The following is a 17,120-nucleotide window of genomic DNA, read 5'->3' on the forward strand; positions in this document are numbered from 1 at the left end:
CGCGTTCACGCTCTTCAACCAGCAGGACGACCCACAGACCCTGATCACGGCCGAGCCGATCGGACCCTCGGCCGTGATCAGCCGACGCACCGGTGAGCGGCGGCATCTTCGTCTCCGGAGCCCTGAACGGCGGCCGCGTCGGGGGCACACGCCTGGAGACCGGCGCGATCCACAGCTGTCCTCCGACACTGAACCCGGACCGATGGACACGGAACCTGGGCCACTCCATGGTTTGTGACAGCGAGGTTGGACCGCCGCAGGTCAGCGCGTTGCAGGGACCTTCGATGGAGTGGTGGACCGGCGCTCTGCGTAGGTGGTTCTGCACGCGTGGCATCGGATCCGAGCAGTTGACACGGCGGCACACTCCGAAGGAGGACTACCTCAAGATCGTCCGCTTCACGGAAAGGGCCGAAGACCCAGCGCTGCGATGCCGTCGACACGGTTGCGGAACGACCGCTGGATCGTTCTCGTCAGTGACGATCCGCCCCCGCATCTCTCGCGACAGCGGCCCACCCACCTTGACCTGCGACGGACCATAGGGAGCCGACCATCACCGGGGCACCATTCCCCACGGCATCACCGCACCACGACCCAGGTGACGGACGGCACCAGCAACACGGAACGGCCACGAACGGAGCCGGGTCCAGCACGAGTACCCCCCACACGTGCAGCGGGTCCTGGTTGACCTTGACACGGTGGCAGGGCTTTCACTGCTCGCCAAGGAGGTGATCTCGATGACGATCACAAGACAGGACACGGATGCGGTACGAGCAGCGCTCCGGGGATTGGAGGACGGTCATTCGTCCGTGCGACTGCGGGCTGCTCTGGCGGTCGGCACGACGCCCGACCCGCGCTTCGTCGACAAGCTCATCGAGCGATGTGCGATCGAGCCAGAGTTCTTCGTTCGTGACATGCTGACCTGGGCGCTCACCCGCCACCCGGTGTCCATGACGCTTCCCGAACTGCTCCGCGAAGTCCGCTCGGAGCGTGCGCAGGCACGGAGCCAGGCGCTGCACACGCTGTCCAAGATCGGGGACCGGCAGGCGTGGCCCGCGATCACCCGGACGCTCCTGTCCGACGACGACGACGCGGTGGCACGAAGCGCCTGGCGGGCCGCGGCCGTGCTCGTGCCGGAAGGCGAGGAGTCCGCGCTGGCCGCGGTGCTGGCGACACAACTCGGGCGCGGTGGGCGCGAGACGCAGCTGAGTCTCAGCCGGGTACTGGTCGCACTGGGGGAAACGATCGCGCCTGCTCTGCTTGTCGCGGCAACGGCCCCTGACCCGGGCATGCGCGCGCACGCACTCGCCACCCAACGGCTGCTGCGCGACCCGGACGCCGAATTCGACTTCGCGATCGAGGAGGCGAAGCGCATCGTGGCCCTCGGCGGGTCCGGTCAGGAAGGACGATAGGACGTGTTGATCGGTGAGGTGGCGCGACGGTCCGGGGTCAGTGCCCGCATGCTCCGGCATTACGAGTCGCTCGGTCTGGTGCGTCCCTCGGGTCGTACCGGCTCCGGCTACCGGGAGTACTCCGGGGAGGACGTCCAGCGGATCTTCCATATCGAGAGCCTGCGGTCGCTGGGGCTGTCGCTGCGTGAGATCGGACGCGCGCTCGACGATCCCGGCTTCACGCCCTCGGCGCTCGTCGACGACCTCATCCGTCAGACGCGCGAACGCATCGCGGCGGAGACCGAACTGCTCACGAGGCTGCGCCGGATCGATGCCGTGGACCCCGCCGGCTGGGAGGACGTCCTCCAAGTCGTCGTGCTCCTCCACGCGCTGGGTTCGAAGAGCCCCCACGCGCGCCAACGCGCGGCCCTTTCCTCGGTCGACGAGGCTCCGGTGCCGGTGGAGGCCTTGGTCGAGGCGGCACTGAGCGAGACGGATCCGAACGTCGCCGGGGCCCTTCGATGGGCGCTGGCGCGATCGGGCGGCTGCGGCACGGCGCTGCTGGCGGAGGGCCTCGGTTCACCGGTGGCCGCGGTGCGGGAACGCGCTGTCCGGTCCCTCGCCGAGATGCCCGGCGGTGAGGCCGCCGCGCGGCTGCGGGATGCCCTCGCGAACCCCGACATCGTGGTCCGCCGGTGTGCGGCGTTGGCGCTCGGGACACGTGGTGCGGCCGATGCGGTCCCCACGCTCATCGACATGATCGCAGGGGGATACAACGACACCGACGCGGCCGATGCACTGAGCGTGCTGGCGAGCGACACCGCGACGGCGGACCGGATCGCGAATGGGCTCGTCGCCCGCCTCGCCCACGACACCACGGAAGCACCCGGACGCGGACGGCTGACCCAGGCGCTGGCGGGCATCCCGGGGACGAGAGCATCACGTGCCCTCGTAGAGCTGTCGCATGACGTGGACCGTGCCGTCGCGCTGACCGCGGCATACCTTCTTCAGGTACGCGACGAACGGTGACGGGTCCCTCCCGGGGCGCCGCGCACGCGGCCCGTCCGGGGAGAGAGGGTTCCGGGCTGATCACCGTCCGCCGAACGGGGACTGCGGACCTCGTGTGTCTGATTTCCGCAGCATTGCACCGGAAGTCACAGCGGACGACGTGTTCACGGCCGTCCACTTCCGGGCGCTGCTCCCATGCCCATATCCACCGGACGGTCTCCTCCCGGCCGGCGGCACCCGATGTGGCGGGCCACCCGCGACGGCCTGTTGCTTCGCGGCACGCCTACGGTCGGGGCATGAGGATTCGAATCGTCGACGCGTTCACCGACCGCCCCTTCACCGGCAATCCCGCAGGCGTCCTGCTGCTGGGCCCGGACGGCTTCCCGGACGACAGCCGGCTCCAGCAGGTCGCGACGGAGCTGAACCTGTCCGAAACCGCGTTCGCGCATCCGCTGCCGCCGGGCGGCGCCGCCGACTGGGCGCTGCGCTGGTTCACCCCGGCCACCGAGGTGGACATGTGCGGCCACGCCACCCTCGCCACCGCCCACGTCCTGCGCACCACCGCGGGGGCGGGCGGCACGGTTCGCTTCGCTGCACGGTGCGGGATTCTCATCTCGACCGCGCACCCGGACGGCTCGCTCACGCTCGACTTCCCCACCGCGCCGCTGACCCCCGAAGCCCCGCCGGAGGGGCTGGCCGCCGCGCTGGGCGCGGAGCCCGTGTCCGTACACGACACGGGCCCGCACATCGGCGACCTGCTGGTGGAACTGGCCGACGAGGCGACCGTACGGGCGCTCACCCCGGATTTCGCGGCGCTGGTCGCCCACTCGCGGCGCGGCATCATCGCCACGGCCGCGGCCACCGGCCCCGACTGCGGCTACGACTTCGTGTCCCGCGGCTTCTTCCCCGCCGTGGGCATCGACGAGGACCCCGTGACGGGGAGCGCCCACACCGCCCTGGCGCCGTTCTGGTCGGCCCGGCTCGGCCGGGACGATCTGACGGGCCTGCAGGCGTCCGCCCGGTCCGGGCTGGTCCGCACCTCGCTGCGCGGCGACCGCGCCCTGCTGACCGGGCACGCGGTGACGGTCCTGGACGGGGAACTGCTCGTCACCCTGTAACGGAGCCGGCGGAAACGCCGGGAGGGGGTGTGCGGGTCACCCCGCACACCCCCTCGCACACCCCGTCCCGTGTCCCTTCCCGAAACCCGGTCCCGCGACCGCTCACGGGGTGGGCAGCCAGCCCACCTTCCCGGCCAGCAGCGCGTATCCGACGAACGCCCCGATGTCGAGCAGGGCATGCGCCGCGACCAGCGGCCCCACCCGCTGCCAGCGGCGGTACAGCAGTACGAAGACGACACCCATCACCATGTTGCCGATGAACCCGCCGACACCCTGATACAGGTGGTACGAGCCGCGCAGCACCGAGCTGGCCACCAGAGCAGCCATCGGGGTCCACCCCAACTGCCCCAGCCGGCGCAGCAGATAGCCGACGACGATCACTTCCTCCAGCACGGAGTTCTGGATCGCCGACAGGATCAGGACCGGGAACTTCCACCACACGTCGGGCAGCGACTCGGGGACGACCGTGAGATTGAAACCGGCGGCCCGGACCACCAGATAGAAGGCAAGTCCGGCGCTGCCGATGCCCGCCGCCACCAGCGTGCCCCGCCCCAGGTCCGAACCCGGCCTCGTCCGGTCGAAGCCGATCGCCCGCAGGCCCGCCCCCTCCCTGATCAGCAGATGAGCCACCAGGGCGACGGGCACCAGCGCCGTCGTGATGCCGAAGAGCTGCCAGGCGAGATCCAGCCAGGGACGCCCAGGTGCGTACGAGCTGTTGAGCGTCGCCGCCTGAGCCTTCAAAGCACCCGGTTTCGTCAGCGATCCGACAAAACTGATCAGGGCGGACACCCCGCTGGCCCCCAGCGAGAGAGCCAGTACCAACACCGTCTCGGACCGCAAGATCCGTCGTGACACAGCCTCCTGAGGACAAGAATCAGCCACGCGCCCCGCCTCCACCTGTACACCTGCCCTGAGTTGTGCATTCACGTCCCATGCCGCTCCCCACCCGGCTAGGGTCTCGAATGCAGGTACGAAGATCATGCGCGACAGGCCGGGGGACGAACACCATTGCCGATGGTGTGGTCCCCCTCTTCCTTGTTCATCCTCAAGGAGGGGCACCACCGACATGGGACGTCACAGCTTGCCCGACGACTACACGGCGGACGGAAGCGGGGACCGTCCATCGAGCCGCCGTCGTACCGTGGCCATCGCCACCACGCTCGTTCTCGCCGTGGCGGCGGGAACCGCGGTAGCTGCCCAGGGCGGCCTGCTGTCGTTCTCGAAGTCCTGTGAGGACTCGGCGGTACATCTGTCCATGGTGGCCTCCCCCGACATCGCTCCCGCCGCGCGTGCCGTCGCCGACAAGGCACGCAAGGACAATCTGGGATCCGACGGTCACTGCGTCGACGTGAAGGTGGTGGCCCGCGACTCGTACAAGGTCGCCGATGCACTCGCCGACGGCACCCGCGCACCGGACTACCAGATGTGGCTGCCGGATTCCGATCTCTGGCTGAGCCGTGCGAAGGGGACCGGCGACGCCGTTCCGCTCACTCCTGGCGACTCCGTCGCCACCGCACCGTCCGACGACACACTTCAGGAAACGCTCGGCATGTGGACGATCACTGTGCAGAGCGCGCGGCTCACCACGGTCGTCGACGCCTCGGGGTCGATGGCCACGACCGTGCCGGGCCGCAACCAGTCCCGGATGGACGTCACCAAGGCGTCCCTGATCCAGGCTCTCCGCCAGTTCACCACGAACGACGAGATCGGCCTCTGGGAGTTCGCCACCGGGCTCGACGGTGACAAGGACTACCGCCGGCTGGTGGCGACCAGCCGGCTCGGGAAGCAGGCGAAGGGTGGCGGCACCCATCGCGAGAAGCTCGCCGAGGCGTTCTCGGCCCTGCAGCCGGTGCCGGACGGTGCGACCGGGCTGTACGACACCGCACTGGCCGCCTACAAGGAGGCGCAGCGCACCTATGTGAAGGGCAAGTTCAACGCCGTGGTGATCCTCACCGACGGCTCGAACCAGGACGACCGGTCCATCTCGCGCAGCGCCCTGATCGCCGAGCTCAAGCGGATCGCCGACCCGGAGCGCCCGGTTCCGCTGCTCGCCATCGCGGTCGGCCCCGACGCCGACCGCGAGGAGGTGAACCAGATAGCCGAGGTGACCGGTGGCGGCGGCTACCGGGTCAACGACCCGGCCGAGATCCAGGCGGTGATTCTGCAGGCCGTCATGACCGCCGGACAGAACGGCCGTGCCGCCCAGGAGTAGCGGGCTCACCCGCGACTGGCGGCGGCGTCACGGGTGAGCCCGCAAGGCCCGCGGGGACCATCGGAGGCCGCGCGGCACGGGTGAGCGTGCGCGGTCGGCGGGGCCGTCCCGGTAGGGGCGCTGTGCCATTTACCGGCAGTGTCCGGTCGGGTCGGGCCCCGCCCGCTCACGTCCCCGGGACGCCCACCGGCCAGCTGTGCACGGGTTCGCCGTCCTGCATCAGTTCGGCGTACCGGCGGGTCATGGCGGCGAGCGCAGCGTCCCGCCCCAGTCCGGCCTCCCGCGCCCGGTGGTAGGTGTCCGCCTGCCAGGACGCCCCGTTCGTCCGCCGCTTGCAGCGCTCCTCGATGATCCCGAGGTAGCGGTCGCGGTCCGCGGGCTCGATGTTCCACGCGTCGAGCCCGGCGGCGGCCAGTGGCAGCAGTTCGTCCCGTACGAGCTCGACGGCCGGCACCCGGGTCAGTCCGCCGGAGCGGCCGGGCCGGGGCCAGAGCAGCTCGGCGTCGATGCCCCGGCGGCAGGCGGTTTCGAAGTTCTCGGCCGCGGCGGTGAACGGCATTCTGGTCCACACCGGACGGGACTCCTCGGCGAGGGCCCGCACGAGCCCGTAGTAGAGCGCGGTGTTGGCGATCACGTCGGCGACGGTCGGTCCCGCGGGCAGCACCCGGTTCTCCACCCGGAGGTGCGGGACGCCGCCCGACAGCCCGTACACCGGCCGGTTCCAGCGGTAGACCGTGCCGTTGTGCAGGATGAGTTCCTGGAGCCGGGGCACCCCGCCCTCGTCGAGGACCCGCAGCGGGTCCTCCTCTTCGCAGATGGCCAGCAGTGGGGGGAAGTAGCGCAGGTTCTCCTCGAAGAGTTCGTACGCGGAACCGATCCACCGCTCCCCGAACCAGGTCCTCGGGCGCACCCCCTGGTTCTGCAGTTCGGGCGGCCTGGTGTCCGTGGCCTGCTGGAAGAGCGGCGGACGCGACTCCCGCCACAGCTCCCGGCCGAACAGGAAGGGCGAATTGGCTCCCAGGGCCACTTGGACCGCGGCAACGGCCTGGGCGGCGTTCCACACGTCCGCGAAGCGTTCCGGGGTCACCTGCAGATGCAGCTGGACCGAGGTGCAGGCCGCTTCCGGCGTGATCGAACCGGAGGTGCAGACCAAGTGCTCCACGCCTTCGATATCAAGGGAGAAATCCTCGCCGCGCGCCGCCACCATTTGGTCGTTCAGAAGCGCGTAGCGGTCCACGGCGGAGAGGTTCGCGCGGACCATGTCGGCGCTGCCGACCGTGGGAAGTATTCCGATCATCATGATCCCGGCATCGACCTCGCCGGCCTTCCGGTCGGCATATCCGAGACCGGTCCGCAGCTCTTCGGCCAGCTGATCGAGAACGCGTCCGTCCAGATGGTGGGGAACAATGTTCACTTCCAGATTGAACATCCCGAGTTCCGTCTGGAAATCTCGGCTCGCGATGCGCTCCAGAACCTGTCCATTCATCATCCTCGGCATGCCGTCGGAGCCCGCCAGATTCAGCTCGATCTCCATGCCCATGAGGTTGCGCGGACGGTCGAATCTCCGCTCCGCCAGGAGTCTCTCCAGCCCCTCCAGGCACTGGTGGAGCTTCCGCCGGTACCTCTGCCGATCGGACAGGTCGAAGGCGCCCGCCACGATCTTCTCCCCCATCGAAGGGTCCCTCCTCGAGTGGGCAGCCCGCGGCCCAGGCCGCTCGCGTCACGATCGATAATGCCCAGCCAGGGTGATCCATAACGCCCCGCGGGCGGTGCGCACCCGCTAATCTGATGGACACGGCCCGGGGCACATTCACTCGGCATGACGCAGGGCATAGTTTCCGCCGTTCCGTGCGCCAGGAAAGCACCGACGCGTTTCGGCCTACCGCGTCGCCGGAAAAACCCGAGGCGGCGGCTGCGCCGCTCGCACCGAATCAGCATAATCTCCGCATAATTAAGTCCGGATACCGTCTTGTCGACAATAGCCGCGACGGCTAGTGGAATCACCGCGTGAACACGTGTCGTATAAACTCCGGGACGAGGCAGAGAGTTGACGCACCGGCTCAGTCACCGGCCTCCTCTGGCCCCGCATGCCGACAGCGCCGTCTGCACCCGCCCACGCTCCACCGTGTCTCCGAAGTGAGAGGCGACCCACTATGCCGCTGCATGTTCCCCCGGCTCCCGCGCCCGCGCTGAGAAGCGTACTCGCGGCGCTCGGTTCACCCACCGCGGTCCGCGAGGCCCGTACCCCTGCCCTGCGGTCCGCTCCGGGACCTCTGAGCCCGGAGCACCCGCTCCCCGTCCATGTCCTGGACCGCATCCGACCGGGCGGGCTCGCTCCCACCACCCGGCTCGCCGCCTGGCGCTTCCAGATCCGCAGTGCGGAGCGGGCGGTCGCCGCGGCGGACACCATGCTCACCCCGGACGGCTGGGCCTTCTCGCACTTCTTCGAGGGCCCCTACATCGCCTCGACCGAACTCGCCCTGCGCCAGGCGGAGGCGGCGAGCACGCCCTACCAGCCGAGGCTGCTGTCCATTCCCGAGCTCTACATGCTGGCACTGTGGCTGCACGAGGACACCGAGGCCGACGCGTCCGGCGGGTCACCCGCCCCGGCCGATCTGCTGGTACCGCTGGCTCCCGCCCCACCGGGTATCTCGGCGCATCGTCCGCACCGGGTCTCCGATCTGCTTCCCGTGATCACCACCCGCATCACGCCCGGCCCCGGCCCCCTGCTCGGCTCCCCGGCCTGAGCCCCGGCCGCCCTCCACTTCGCTGTGCCCCGCCGCCGATTCCGGTGGCGGGGCACAGTGCCGCGGGGGCGCATCCACGACCCATCCGGACTAGCCCCATCCGGCCACCCCGAACCACCCGAAGTGACAGGGCAGTTGCGTTGAACCGTCCGCCCGGGTGACGCGTCATGGGAGGAGAAGAAGCGCTGCTGCGAAATCCCTGCGGATTGACGCCCGTGGGGCAACACTGGGACCGGACCGATCGATACGGGGGGCGGCCATGAACACCTCTTCAAGCCGCAGGACACTCAACTCAACGCAGCGAAAGAACCCAGCCATGTGTCAGCACCAGCCACCCTGCCCCACAGCCGACTCAGCCGACAGGGAGGCAGCCCGCCTGGTGGCGCACCATCCGGAACAGGGCTGGAGCCTGCTGTGCAACGGTGTCCTGCTCTTCGAGGACACCGGCGAGCTGCTCCCGGACGGGCAGATCATCGCGCCGCACCGGCCACTGGGAACGGGCCGGGTGATGAAGGCCGCCTGACCGCGGCAGGTACGGAGAGGGGCCGGCCCGGAGAGATCTCCGCACCGGCCCCGACGCAGTTTCGCGTCATGTGGCGACATCCATGTCGCCGGTTTCGTCAGTTGTCGTACTCGTCCAGCGGCGGGCAGGAGCAGACGAGGTTGCGGTCACCGAACGCACCGTCGATCCGGCGCACCGGCGGCCAGTACTTGTCCGCGGCGGTGACCCCGGCCGGGAACACCGCCACCTCACGGCTGTAGCCGTGCTCCCAGTCGCCGCCCAGCGCGGCCGCCGTGTGCGGGGCGTTGCTCAGCGGGTTGTCGTCCGCACTCCACTCTCCGGAGGCAACCTTCTCGATCTCGCCGCGAATGGCGATCATCGTGTCGCAGAAGCGGTCCAGCTCCGCGAGGTCCTCGCTCTCGGTCGGTTCGATCATCAGCGTGCCCGCGACCGGGAACGACATGGTCGGCGAGTGGAAGCCGTAGTCGATGAGCCGCTTGGCCACGTCGTCGATGCTGACGCCGGTCGCCCTGGAGATGGGCCGCAGGTCCACGATGCACTCGTGCGCGACCAGTCCGGCCGGGCCGTTGTACAGGATCGGGTAGTGCGGCTCAAGCCGCTTGGCGACGTAGTTGGCCGCGAGTACGGCGACCTGCGTCGCACGCTTCAGGCCTTCCCCACCCATCAGGCGTACGTACGCCCAGGAGATCGGCAGGATGCCTGCCGATCCCCACGGAGCGGCCGAGATCGGGCCGACCCCGGTCTCCGGACCGGCGGCGGGCTGCAGCGGGTGGTTCGGCAGGTACGGCGCCAGGTGCGCGCGCACACCGACCGGGCCGACGCCGGGGCCGCCGCCGCCGTGCGGGATGCAGAAGGTCTTATGCAGGTTCAGGTGCGAGACGTCGCCGCCGAAGTGGCCTGGCTTGGCGAGGCCGACCAGCGCGTTGAGGTTCGCACCGTCGACGTACACCTGACCGCCCGCGTCGTGCACCTCGGCGCAGATGTCGGCGACATGCTCCTCGAAGACACCGTGCGTCGACGGGTAAGTAATCATGAGCACGGCAAGCTCGTCGCGGTGCTGCTCGATCTTGGCACGGAGATCCTGGATGTCGACCTCACCGTCGTCGGCGGTCTTCACCACGACGACCTTCATGCCTGCCATCACGGCGCTCGCGGCGTTGGTGCCGTGTGCGGAGGACGGGATCAGGCAGACGGTCCGCGCCTCGTCGCCGTTGGCACGGTGGTAGGCCCGGACGGCCAGCAGCCCCGCGAACTCGCCCTGCGAGCCGGCGTTCGGCTGGATGGAGACCGCGTCGTATCCGGTGACCTCGGCAAGTCGCTCCTCCAGCTCACGGATGAGCGTCAGGAAGCCCTGCGCCTGCTCGGCCGGCGCGAAGGGGTGCAGCGCGCCGAACTCGGGCCAGGTGATCGACTCCATCTCGGCGGTGGCGTTCAGCTTCATGGTGCAGGAGCCGAGCGGGATCATGCCGCGGTCCAGCGCGTAGTCGCGGTCGGCGAGCCGGCGCAGGTAGCGCAGCATCGCGGTCTCGGAACGGTGCTGGTGGAAGACCGGGTGAGTCAGTACGGCGTCGGACCGCAGCAGCTGTTCGGGCAGCGCCTCGGCGGTCGTGGCGTCCAGCGCCTCGATGTCACCGGCGGCGCCGAAGGCCGCCCAGACGGACGCGATCTCCGTACGGGTGGTGGTCTCGTCACAGGCGAACGAGACGAGATCGCCGTCGACGAGCCGCAGGTTCACACCCCGCTCGCGGGCGTCGGCGACGACCTCCGCGGCCCGGCCCGGGACCCGGACGGTGAGCGTGTCGAAGAAGGAGCCGGTCACGACGTCGACACCGGCGGCGCGCAGGCCCTCGGCCAGGATCGCGGCGTACCGGTGGGTGCGCCGTGCGATCGTCCGCAGCCCGTCCGGGCCGTGGTAGACGGCGTACATGCCGGCCATCACGGCGAGCAGTACCTGGGCGGTGCAGATGTTGCTGGTGGCCTTCTCGCGACGGATGTGCTGCTCGCGGGTCTGGAGGGCCAGCCGGTAGGCCTTGTTGCCGTCCGCGTCCACGGAGACGCCGACGAGGCGGCCCGGCAGGCTGCGTGCGAACTTCTCGCGCACGGCCATGAAGCCCGCGTGCGGTCCGCCGAAGCCCATCGGCACGCCGAAGCGCTGCGTGGTACCGACGGCGATGTCCGCACCGAGGTCACCGGGCGAGGTGAGCAGGGTGAGTGCCAGCAGATCGGCGGCCACGGTGACGATCGCGCCGAGCTCGTGGGCCTGCTCGATGACGGGCCTGATGTCGCGTACGGCTCCGGAGGCGCCCGGGTACTGCAGCAGTACGCCGAAGACGCCGCGCTCGGCGATCTCGGCCGGGATGCCGTCGGCGAGGTCGGCGACGACGACCTCGACACCGGTCGGTTCGGCACGGGTCCTGATCACGGCGACGGTCTGCGGGAAGGTGTCCGCGTCGACCAGGAAGACGCCGTTCCTGACCTTGCCGACGCGCCGCGCCAGCGCCATCGCCTCGGCGGCGGCGGTGCCCTCGTCGAGCAGCGAGGCACCCGAGGTGGGCAGCCCGGTCAGGTCGGCGACCATCGTCTGGAAGTTCAGCAGGGCTTCGAGGCGGCCCTGGGAGATCTCCGGCTGGTACGGCGTGTATGCCGTGTACCAGGCGGGGTTCTCCATCACGTTACGCAGGATCACCGGCGGGGTGAACGTGCCGTAGTAGCCGAGCCCGATCATCGGGGCCAGCACCTGGTTGCGGTCGGCGAGCACGCGCAGTTCGGCCAGTACCTCGGCCTCGGTACGGGCCGTCGGCAGCTGAAGCGCCTCCGCGCTGCGGATCACATCGGGCACCGCGGCCGCGGTGAGCTCGTCGAGCGAGCCGTAACCGACCTGGGCGAGCATCTTCGCCTGCGCCGCTTCATCGGGACCGATATGGCGCTGCTCGAACGGAATTCCCTGTTCCAACTGGGAGAGCGAAGTGCGACGGGGGGTCATGGTGGAGGCCTCCTGGTCTGTCACGACCTGCGAGGGGCACCACGGCGCGGGGTGCCCGAACGGCCTCCCCCTCTGTCATCTCAACCTGAGAGCTTCACCGGTGCCAACTGCGCGCACCGGCTTTCACCGTCGGTGAGGGAGGGACCCGCCTCGGCACACGGCCTTACGGAACCCGCCCTGCTTTCCAGAGTGACCTCGTCCGTGCGGTACGGGGGCCTGAGAGATTCCGGGGAGGATTTGCTCCTTCGGCGCCTCCGGATTCGATCCGGAGGACTCTCCCGCACGGGGTAAGCAGCCGCCTCCCAGCCTACCAGCGGGGTTCCCGGCGGAATTCTCGAGTGGCCAACCACACGGATCTGCACTTTTGTAGTGCCTGTGGAGTAGCCACGACCCCTGGGAGGGAACGTGCAGACCGATATAGATCCGCGCAGCCTCATCGGCCGCAAGGCGTTCGACCGCGAAGGTACCAAGATCGGAACCGTTGACGAGGTGTACCTCGACGACGCGACCGGCGTACCCGAATGGGCGGCCGTACGTACGGGACTCTTCAGCCGGGACGCCTTCGTCCCGCTGGAGCCCAGCGAATTCGTCGAGGAGGTCCTGCGCATACCCTTCGACCGTGCACTGATCAAGGACGCACCCGACTTCGGGGTCGGCCGGCATCTCTCGCCGGAACAGGAACTCCAGCTCTACCGGCACTACGGTCTGGACACCCCGCCGGCGGCGACCGGCCCGGACCGGGACTTCGGCAGGCTGGCCGGCCAGGACGAGTAGTCGGCCGGGTTCCGCACGAGCGGCAACGGATCGGCCGGCTGGAGTTCCGGATCGTCGATACGGAACGTACGCACCCGGCCGGGCGCCGATTCCGGCTCCTCGAAGCGCACCGTCACCCGGCCGACCCCGCTGCCCTGCACCCAGCCGTGACCGTAGGTGTCATGCCGTACGTCGTGTCCGGCCGGCCAGCGCCGGGCGGCAAGCTGCTCGGCGCTCTCCTGCTCCGGCTCCTCGGGCACCGTCGTCGGGCCCGCATCCGTACCGGCGTCCGCCCCGGCCACCGCTGCCGCCTCCGCGCTCCCGGCAAGCCCGACGGCGGTCCGCTCGTCCGCCGCCTGCGCGAACAGGTCCTCCTGGGTGAAGTCGGCCAGCCCGGTGACGCCCACGCCCAGCAGCCGCACTCCCCCGGTGGTGTCCACGGACTCCAGGAGCCGCGCCGCGGCCTCCCGGACCACCGTGGGGTCGTCGGTGGGCCCGCGCAGCGTCTCGGACCGGGTCAGAGTGGAGAAGTCGTACCGCCGCACCTTCAGCACCACGGTCCGGCCCGAGCGCGCCGCCGCCCGCAGCCGCTGGACGCACCGGTCGGCGAGCCGTTCCACCTCGCTCCTGACCCGGACCCGGTCGTGCAGGTCCGTGTCGAAGGTGTCCTCGACCGAGACCGATTTCGCGTCCCGCTCGGCGACGACCGGCCGGTCGTCCCGGCCGGAAGCCATCCGGTGCAGTGAGCCGCCGTGCGCCTTGCCCAACAGCCGTACGAGCTCCGCCTCGCCGGCCTCGGCCAGGTCGTTCACCGTGGTCATCCCGGCACGGCGCAGATGGTCCGCGGTGGCCGGCCCGACGCCGGGCAGCGTGCGTACCGGCATGGGCGCGAGCAGATCCCGCTCGGTGCCCGGCTCTATCAGCAGGATCCCGTCGGGCTTCGCCTCCTCGGAGGCGATCTTGGCCAGCATCTTGGACCCCGCGAGGCCGACGGAGCCGCTGAGTCCGGTGACCGCCTCGATCGCCTCACGCAGCTGCTCACCGATCGCCAGCGCCGAGGCCGAGTCGTCCGCTACGCCACCGGCCTCCAGGTCGACGAAGGCCTCATCCAGGCTCAGCGGCTCCACCAGCGGCGAGAGCCGGCCCAGCAGCTCCATGACCTGGTCGCTCACGGTCCGGTACAGCGCGAAGCGCGGTACCAGATAGGCGGCGTTCGGTGCCAGGCGTCTGGCCTGCGCCATCGGCATGGCCGAGTGGACCCCGAAACGCCGGGCCTCGTACGAGGCGGTGGCGACGACCCCGCGGGGCCCCAGACCGCCCACCACGACCGGTTTGCCGCGCAGACTCGGCTTCGCCGCCTGCTCCGCAGAGGCGTAGAAGGCATCCATGTCCAGATGCAGGATGGTCGGCGCGGCTCTCACATCAATCGATGCTGCCCTACGGCACTGACAATCGCCGGACGACGACGGCTCGCGGGCCCGGGATCCCCCGGGCCCGTCCGTGATCCCACCCGGTCAGCCGGCCCGGTTGCGCCGTCGGGCGAGCTCGTCGGCGGGGTTGTTCCCGATCAGCGTCTCGCCGGTGTCCACGCGCTCCCCGTGCAGCTGTGACAGTGCGGCGTCGACGTCCCGCCACACCACCCCCACGGCGATGCCGAAGACGCCCTGGCCCCTTTGGAGCAGGTCCACGACCTCGGCGGGCGAGGAGCACTCGTAGACGGTCGCTCCGTCGCTCATCAGCGTCATGCGTTCCAGATCCTGAAAACCGCGGGCCCGTAGGTGCTGGACCGTGGTGCGGATGTTCTGAAGGGCCACCCCGGTGTCGAGGAAGCGCTTCACAATCTTCAGCAGGACGACGTCCCGGAAGCTGTAGAGCCGTTGTGTGCCCGATCCGTAGGCCGGACGGACGCTCGGTTCGACGAGGCCCGTGCGCGCCCAGTAGTCGAGCTGCCGATAGGTGATCCCCGCCGCCGCGCATGCCGTCGGCCCGCGATAGCCGATGTCCTTGGCCGATGCCATACCGTCCCCCGCCACCGCAGCCGGCGCAGCCGGTTGCCTGATGGTGTGGTCGGCTGTACTCCCCTGCTGCGGATACGGCCCACCCACTGCCGCACCGTCGCCGCTGCTGCTCACGCCGACCTCCGTCCTTGACCTGCCCACTCGAAGGTAGGCAGTCACCCGGGGTGCGTCAACGATCGCCACACTCGGCACGCCGAGTGATAATCACCCTGAGGGTGGTTTCCCGTGGCCCTCGACCGGGAAAGGCTTGTCGGATGCGCTGACTACGCGCCCCCTCGGGACGTCACTGGCTGTTCGTGCCGAAGTCCTCCGGCGAGATCTGATCGAGGAATTCACGGAATTTCTCCACCTCGTCCTCCTGCTCGTCCGGAATCGCGATTCCCGCGTCGTCGAGCACCCCGTCACTGCCGTAGATCGGCGTTCCGGTGCGCAGGGCGAGCGCTATGGCGTCGGAAGGCCGCGCACTCACCTCGACTCCGCTCGCGAAGACCAGCTCCGCGTAGAAGACCCCTTCACGAAGGTCCGTGATCCGGACCTCGGTGAGCTCCTGGCCGACGGCCTCGAGCACATCCTTGAAGAGGTCGTGGGTCAGCGGCCTGGCCGGAGCCATGCCCTGCTGAGCGAAGGCGATCGCAGTCGCCTCACCAGGACCGATCCAAATGGGGAGGTACCGGTCGCCTCCCACTTCACGCAGGAGCACGATCGGTTGGTTGGAGGGCATTTCCACCCGGACACCCACAACGTCGAGCTCGTTCACACAGCAACCCTAGGACGTGCTCGGCAGGTTTGGGTAGTCGGGCCCCACCAGGATCAGTGAAGCCGGACCTGGAGCGCGGTCTGTACGAGGGCCGAGTGCAGCCGTACAGAGAGTTCCGCGAGCTCCTTCGCAGTGGCCTCGGCATGGGCTCTGGTCTGCGGATTCCGGTGCCGGCGCAGCGGAGCGACCACCTGTTCGATCAGTCCGGCCTCCCGGTCCGCCGCTGCTCGCATGGCGCGCAGATGCCGCGGTTCCAGACCGAATCGGCCCAGATCCGCGACAAGTCTGGCAATGGTGACCGTCTCGGCGTCGTATCCGCCGTCGGCCGCCGGAACGACCAGGCCGTACGACTCCCAGACGTCGAGGTCGCTCTCGGTGACCTCTGCGGCAGCAAGAAGTTCGGTCCGGCCGATACGGGCGACCGTGGCCCTGCCCTGCCCGCCGGTCCAGCTGCCGTCGATGAGATCACGCTCGCCGTCCGGGGCCGGCAGGGCCGTCTGCTCGCCCCTGGCAACGGCCTCCAGGTGCTCGCGGATGACTTTCAGCGGAAGATAGTGGTCCCGCTGCATCCGCAGCACCTGAGCCAGCCGCTCGACGTCGCCTCGGCGGAACTTGCGGTAGCCGGAGGGCGTCCGCTGTGGTTCGACAAGTCCCTCCGCTTCCAGGAAGCGGATCTTGGAGATCGTGACTTCGGGAAACTCGTCCCGCAGTTGCACGAGCACCGTGCCGATGCTCATCGGGCGGTCGTCGGCGGTGGCGGTGCCGTTTCCGGCACCGCCCGTCGGTGTTCTCAGCATGGACCTTCCCTGACGGGTCAGATGGCCCGCTGGCTTGCGTAGAAGACCAGCCGGTACTTACCGATCTGCACTTCGTCGCCGCTGGACAGCGCGACGGAGTCGATGCGCTCACGATTGACGTACGTGCCGTTGAGGCTGCCGACATCCTCGACCGTGAACCTGCCGTCCGGACCCCGGCGGAACTCCACGTGACGGCGCGACACCGTCACGTCATCGAGGAAGATGTCGCTCTGCGGGTGGCGGCCGGCCGTGGTCAGCTCGCTGTCCAGCAGGAAGCGGCTGCCCGAATTCGGACCACGCCGCACCACCAGGAGCGCCGAGCCGAGCGGCAGAGCGTCCACAGCGGCCTGGGCCTCGGGCGAGAGCGACGGCACGGACGTCTGACCCATCACCTCCGCCTCGTAGGCCTCAAGGCCCGAGATGGAGATGGTCGATGTCGTCTCCGCGGCCCGCTCGGGAACCCCGCCCCTCAGCGGCGCGCCGCAATTGGAGCAGAAACGACTGGCTTCGGCATTGCGATGGCCGCACCTCGTACAGACCGGCATGGACGAACCCTCCTGCCTCGGGGTGAACCCTCCACCCGTACTTGAGGTTGACGGTTCTCCGAAACCTATGCGGCCGGGACCGGCAGGGTCAACAGACGACGCGCCGGAATTGTCACCCTCCGAACCTGTCACCTGATCGCGGAAGAGCGGGCGATCGGAGCCCTGCTCATCGGCTTGGCCATGGCGCGGTGCGCGATGGCGGGCAGCTTCATCGCGTGCGCTCTTGCCGAACAACTTCCCAAACAACTTCACGGGCGATTCCCCTTGACCG

The 17,120-nt window shown here is 69.6% G+C and carries 15 protein-coding genes and 1 riboswitch; of the genes, 7 read left to right on the forward strand and 8 right to left on the reverse strand.

What is annotated here, in order from left to right:
• Window positions 1–734 precede the first annotated feature (734 nt).
• The 3 genes from FHX80_RS00620 to FHX80_RS00630 all read left to right on the forward strand — a co-directional run bounded on the left by FHX80_RS00620 (window position 735) and on the right by FHX80_RS00630 (window position 3,514).
• The gene (locus tag FHX80_RS00620) at window positions 735–1,409 is read left to right on the forward strand and encodes a HEAT repeat domain-containing protein (RefSeq protein ID WP_145762288.1); all 675 of its coding nucleotides are present in this window, start codon (window positions 735–737) and stop codon (window positions 1,407–1,409) included.
• Window positions 1,410–1,412: 3 nt separating this feature from the next.
• On the forward strand, window positions 1,413–2,417 hold the full coding sequence (locus FHX80_RS00625) for a MerR family transcriptional regulator (protein WP_145762289.1): 1,005 nt from the start codon (window positions 1,413–1,415) through the stop codon (window positions 2,415–2,417).
• A gap of 275 nt (window positions 2,418–2,692) precedes the next feature.
• Window positions 2,693–3,514, forward strand: a complete 822-nt coding sequence (locus tag FHX80_RS00630) for a PhzF family phenazine biosynthesis protein (protein ID WP_145762290.1) — start codon at window positions 2,693–2,695, stop codon at window positions 3,512–3,514.
• Between the two features lie 102 nt (window positions 3,515–3,616).
• Here FHX80_RS00630 and FHX80_RS00635 read toward each other — a convergent pair whose 3' ends face one another.
• Window positions 3,617–4,396 (reverse strand): CPBP family intramembrane glutamic endopeptidase, encoded by a 780-nt coding sequence (locus tag FHX80_RS00635; protein WP_145762291.1) that lies wholly within the window; start codon window positions 4,394–4,396, stop codon window positions 3,617–3,619.
• Window positions 4,397–4,580: 184 nt separating this feature from the next.
• Here FHX80_RS00635 and FHX80_RS00640 point away from each other — a divergent pair, with 184 nt between their 5' ends.
• The gene (locus FHX80_RS00640) at window positions 4,581–5,726 is read left to right on the forward strand and encodes a VWA domain-containing protein (protein ID WP_145762292.1); all 1,146 of its coding nucleotides are present in this window, start codon (window positions 4,581–4,583) and stop codon (window positions 5,724–5,726) included.
• A gap of 166 nt (window positions 5,727–5,892) precedes the next feature.
• On the opposite strand, the gene FHX80_RS00645 is transcribed toward FHX80_RS00640, so the two are convergent.
• Window positions 5,893–7,398 carry a glutamate-cysteine ligase family protein gene (locus FHX80_RS00645; RefSeq protein ID WP_145762293.1) on the reverse strand — a complete coding sequence of 502 codons (1,506 nt, stop codon included), beginning with the start codon at window positions 7,396–7,398 and terminating at the stop codon, window positions 5,893–5,895.
• 481 nt (window positions 7,399–7,879) lie between these two features.
• Between FHX80_RS00645 and FHX80_RS00650 the strand changes: the two genes are divergently transcribed.
• Entirely contained in the window at window positions 7,880–8,473 is a 594-nt protein-coding gene (locus tag FHX80_RS00650) for a hypothetical protein (RefSeq protein ID WP_145762294.1), read from the forward strand.
• A 316-nt stretch (window positions 8,474–8,789) separates the two neighbouring features.
• Complete coding sequence (locus tag FHX80_RS00655) at window positions 8,790–8,996, forward strand: DUF5999 family protein (RefSeq protein ID WP_123528417.1); 207 nt, start codon at window positions 8,790–8,792, stop codon at window positions 8,994–8,996.
• Between the two features lie 97 nt (window positions 8,997–9,093).
• On the opposite strand, the gene gcvP is transcribed toward FHX80_RS00655, so the two are convergent.
• Window positions 9,094–11,979: an aminomethyl-transferring glycine dehydrogenase gene (gene gcvP / locus FHX80_RS00660; protein ID WP_145762295.1), complete on the reverse strand. Its 2,886-nt coding sequence runs from the start codon at window positions 11,977–11,979 to the stop codon at window positions 9,094–9,096.
• Between the two features lie 194 nt (window positions 11,980–12,173).
• Window positions 12,174–12,270: riboswitch (glycine riboswitch) on the reverse strand.
• Between the two features lie 114 nt (window positions 12,271–12,384).
• On the opposite strand from gcvP, the gene FHX80_RS00665 reads away from it, so the two are divergent.
• Window positions 12,385–12,753, forward strand: a complete 369-nt coding sequence (locus FHX80_RS00665) for a PRC-barrel domain-containing protein (RefSeq protein WP_145762296.1) — start codon at window positions 12,385–12,387, stop codon at window positions 12,751–12,753.
• On the opposite strand, the gene FHX80_RS00670 is transcribed toward FHX80_RS00665, so the two are convergent.
• The 5 genes from FHX80_RS00670 to FHX80_RS00690 form a co-directional block, all read right to left on the reverse strand.
• Window positions 12,678–14,153 carry a DNA polymerase IV gene (locus FHX80_RS00670; RefSeq protein ID WP_145762297.1) on the reverse strand — a complete coding sequence of 492 codons (1,476 nt, stop codon included), beginning with the start codon at window positions 14,151–14,153 and terminating at the stop codon, window positions 12,678–12,680. The two genes, FHX80_RS00665 and FHX80_RS00670, sit on opposite strands and share 76 nt — an antisense overlap.
• Window positions 14,154–14,246: 93 nt before the next feature.
• Entirely contained in the window at window positions 14,247–14,750 is a 504-nt protein-coding gene (locus FHX80_RS00675; RefSeq protein WP_375884616.1) for a MerR family transcriptional regulator, read from the reverse strand.
• A gap of 283 nt (window positions 14,751–15,033) precedes the next feature.
• Window positions 15,034–15,507, reverse strand: a complete 474-nt coding sequence (locus FHX80_RS00680) for a bifunctional nuclease family protein (RefSeq protein WP_006123076.1) — start codon at window positions 15,505–15,507, stop codon at window positions 15,034–15,036.
• A 53-nt stretch (window positions 15,508–15,560) separates the two neighbouring features.
• Window positions 15,561–16,304 (reverse strand): transcriptional regulator FtsR, encoded by a 744-nt coding sequence (gene ftsR / locus FHX80_RS00685; RefSeq protein WP_145762299.1) that lies wholly within the window; start codon window positions 16,302–16,304, stop codon window positions 15,561–15,563.
• Between the two features lie 17 nt (window positions 16,305–16,321).
• Window positions 16,322–17,101, reverse strand: a complete 780-nt coding sequence (locus FHX80_RS00690) for an FHA domain-containing protein (RefSeq protein ID WP_145762300.1) — start codon at window positions 17,099–17,101, stop codon at window positions 16,322–16,324.
• Window positions 17,102–17,120 lie beyond the last annotated feature (19 nt).

This window comes from Streptomyces brevispora, from assembly GCF_007829885.1.
GTDB lineage: Bacteria > Actinomycetota > Actinomycetes > Streptomycetales > Streptomycetaceae > Streptomyces > Streptomyces brevispora.

Coding starts and splice junctions, on each gene's coding strand:
- FHX80_RS00620 (WP_145762288.1), top strand. CDS start 735: ATGACGATCACAAGACAGGACACGGATGCGGTACGAGCAGCGCTCCGG.
- FHX80_RS00630 (WP_145762290.1), top strand. CDS start 2,693: ATGAGGATTCGAATCGTCGACGCGTTCACCGACCGCCCCTTCACCGGC.
- FHX80_RS00640 (WP_145762292.1), top strand. CDS start 4,581: ATGGGACGTCACAGCTTGCCCGACGACTACACGGCGGACGGAAGCGGG.
- FHX80_RS00645 (WP_145762293.1), bottom strand. CDS start 7,398: ATGGGGGAGAAGATCGTGGCGGGCGCCTTCGACCTGTCCGATCGGCAG.
- FHX80_RS00650 (WP_145762294.1), top strand. CDS start 7,880: ATGCCGCTGCATGTTCCCCCGGCTCCCGCGCCCGCGCTGAGAAGCGTA.
- FHX80_RS00655 (WP_123528417.1), top strand. CDS start 8,790: ATGTGTCAGCACCAGCCACCCTGCCCCACAGCCGACTCAGCCGACAGG.
- gcvP (WP_145762295.1), bottom strand. CDS start 11,979: ATGACCCCCCGTCGCACTTCGCTCTCCCAGTTGGAACAGGGAATTCCG.
- FHX80_RS00675 (WP_375884616.1), bottom strand. CDS start 14,750: ATGGCATCGGCCAAGGACATCGGCTATCGCGGGCCGACGGCATGCGCG.
- ftsR (WP_145762299.1), bottom strand. CDS start 16,304: ATGCTGAGAACACCGACGGGCGGTGCCGGAAACGGCACCGCCACCGCC.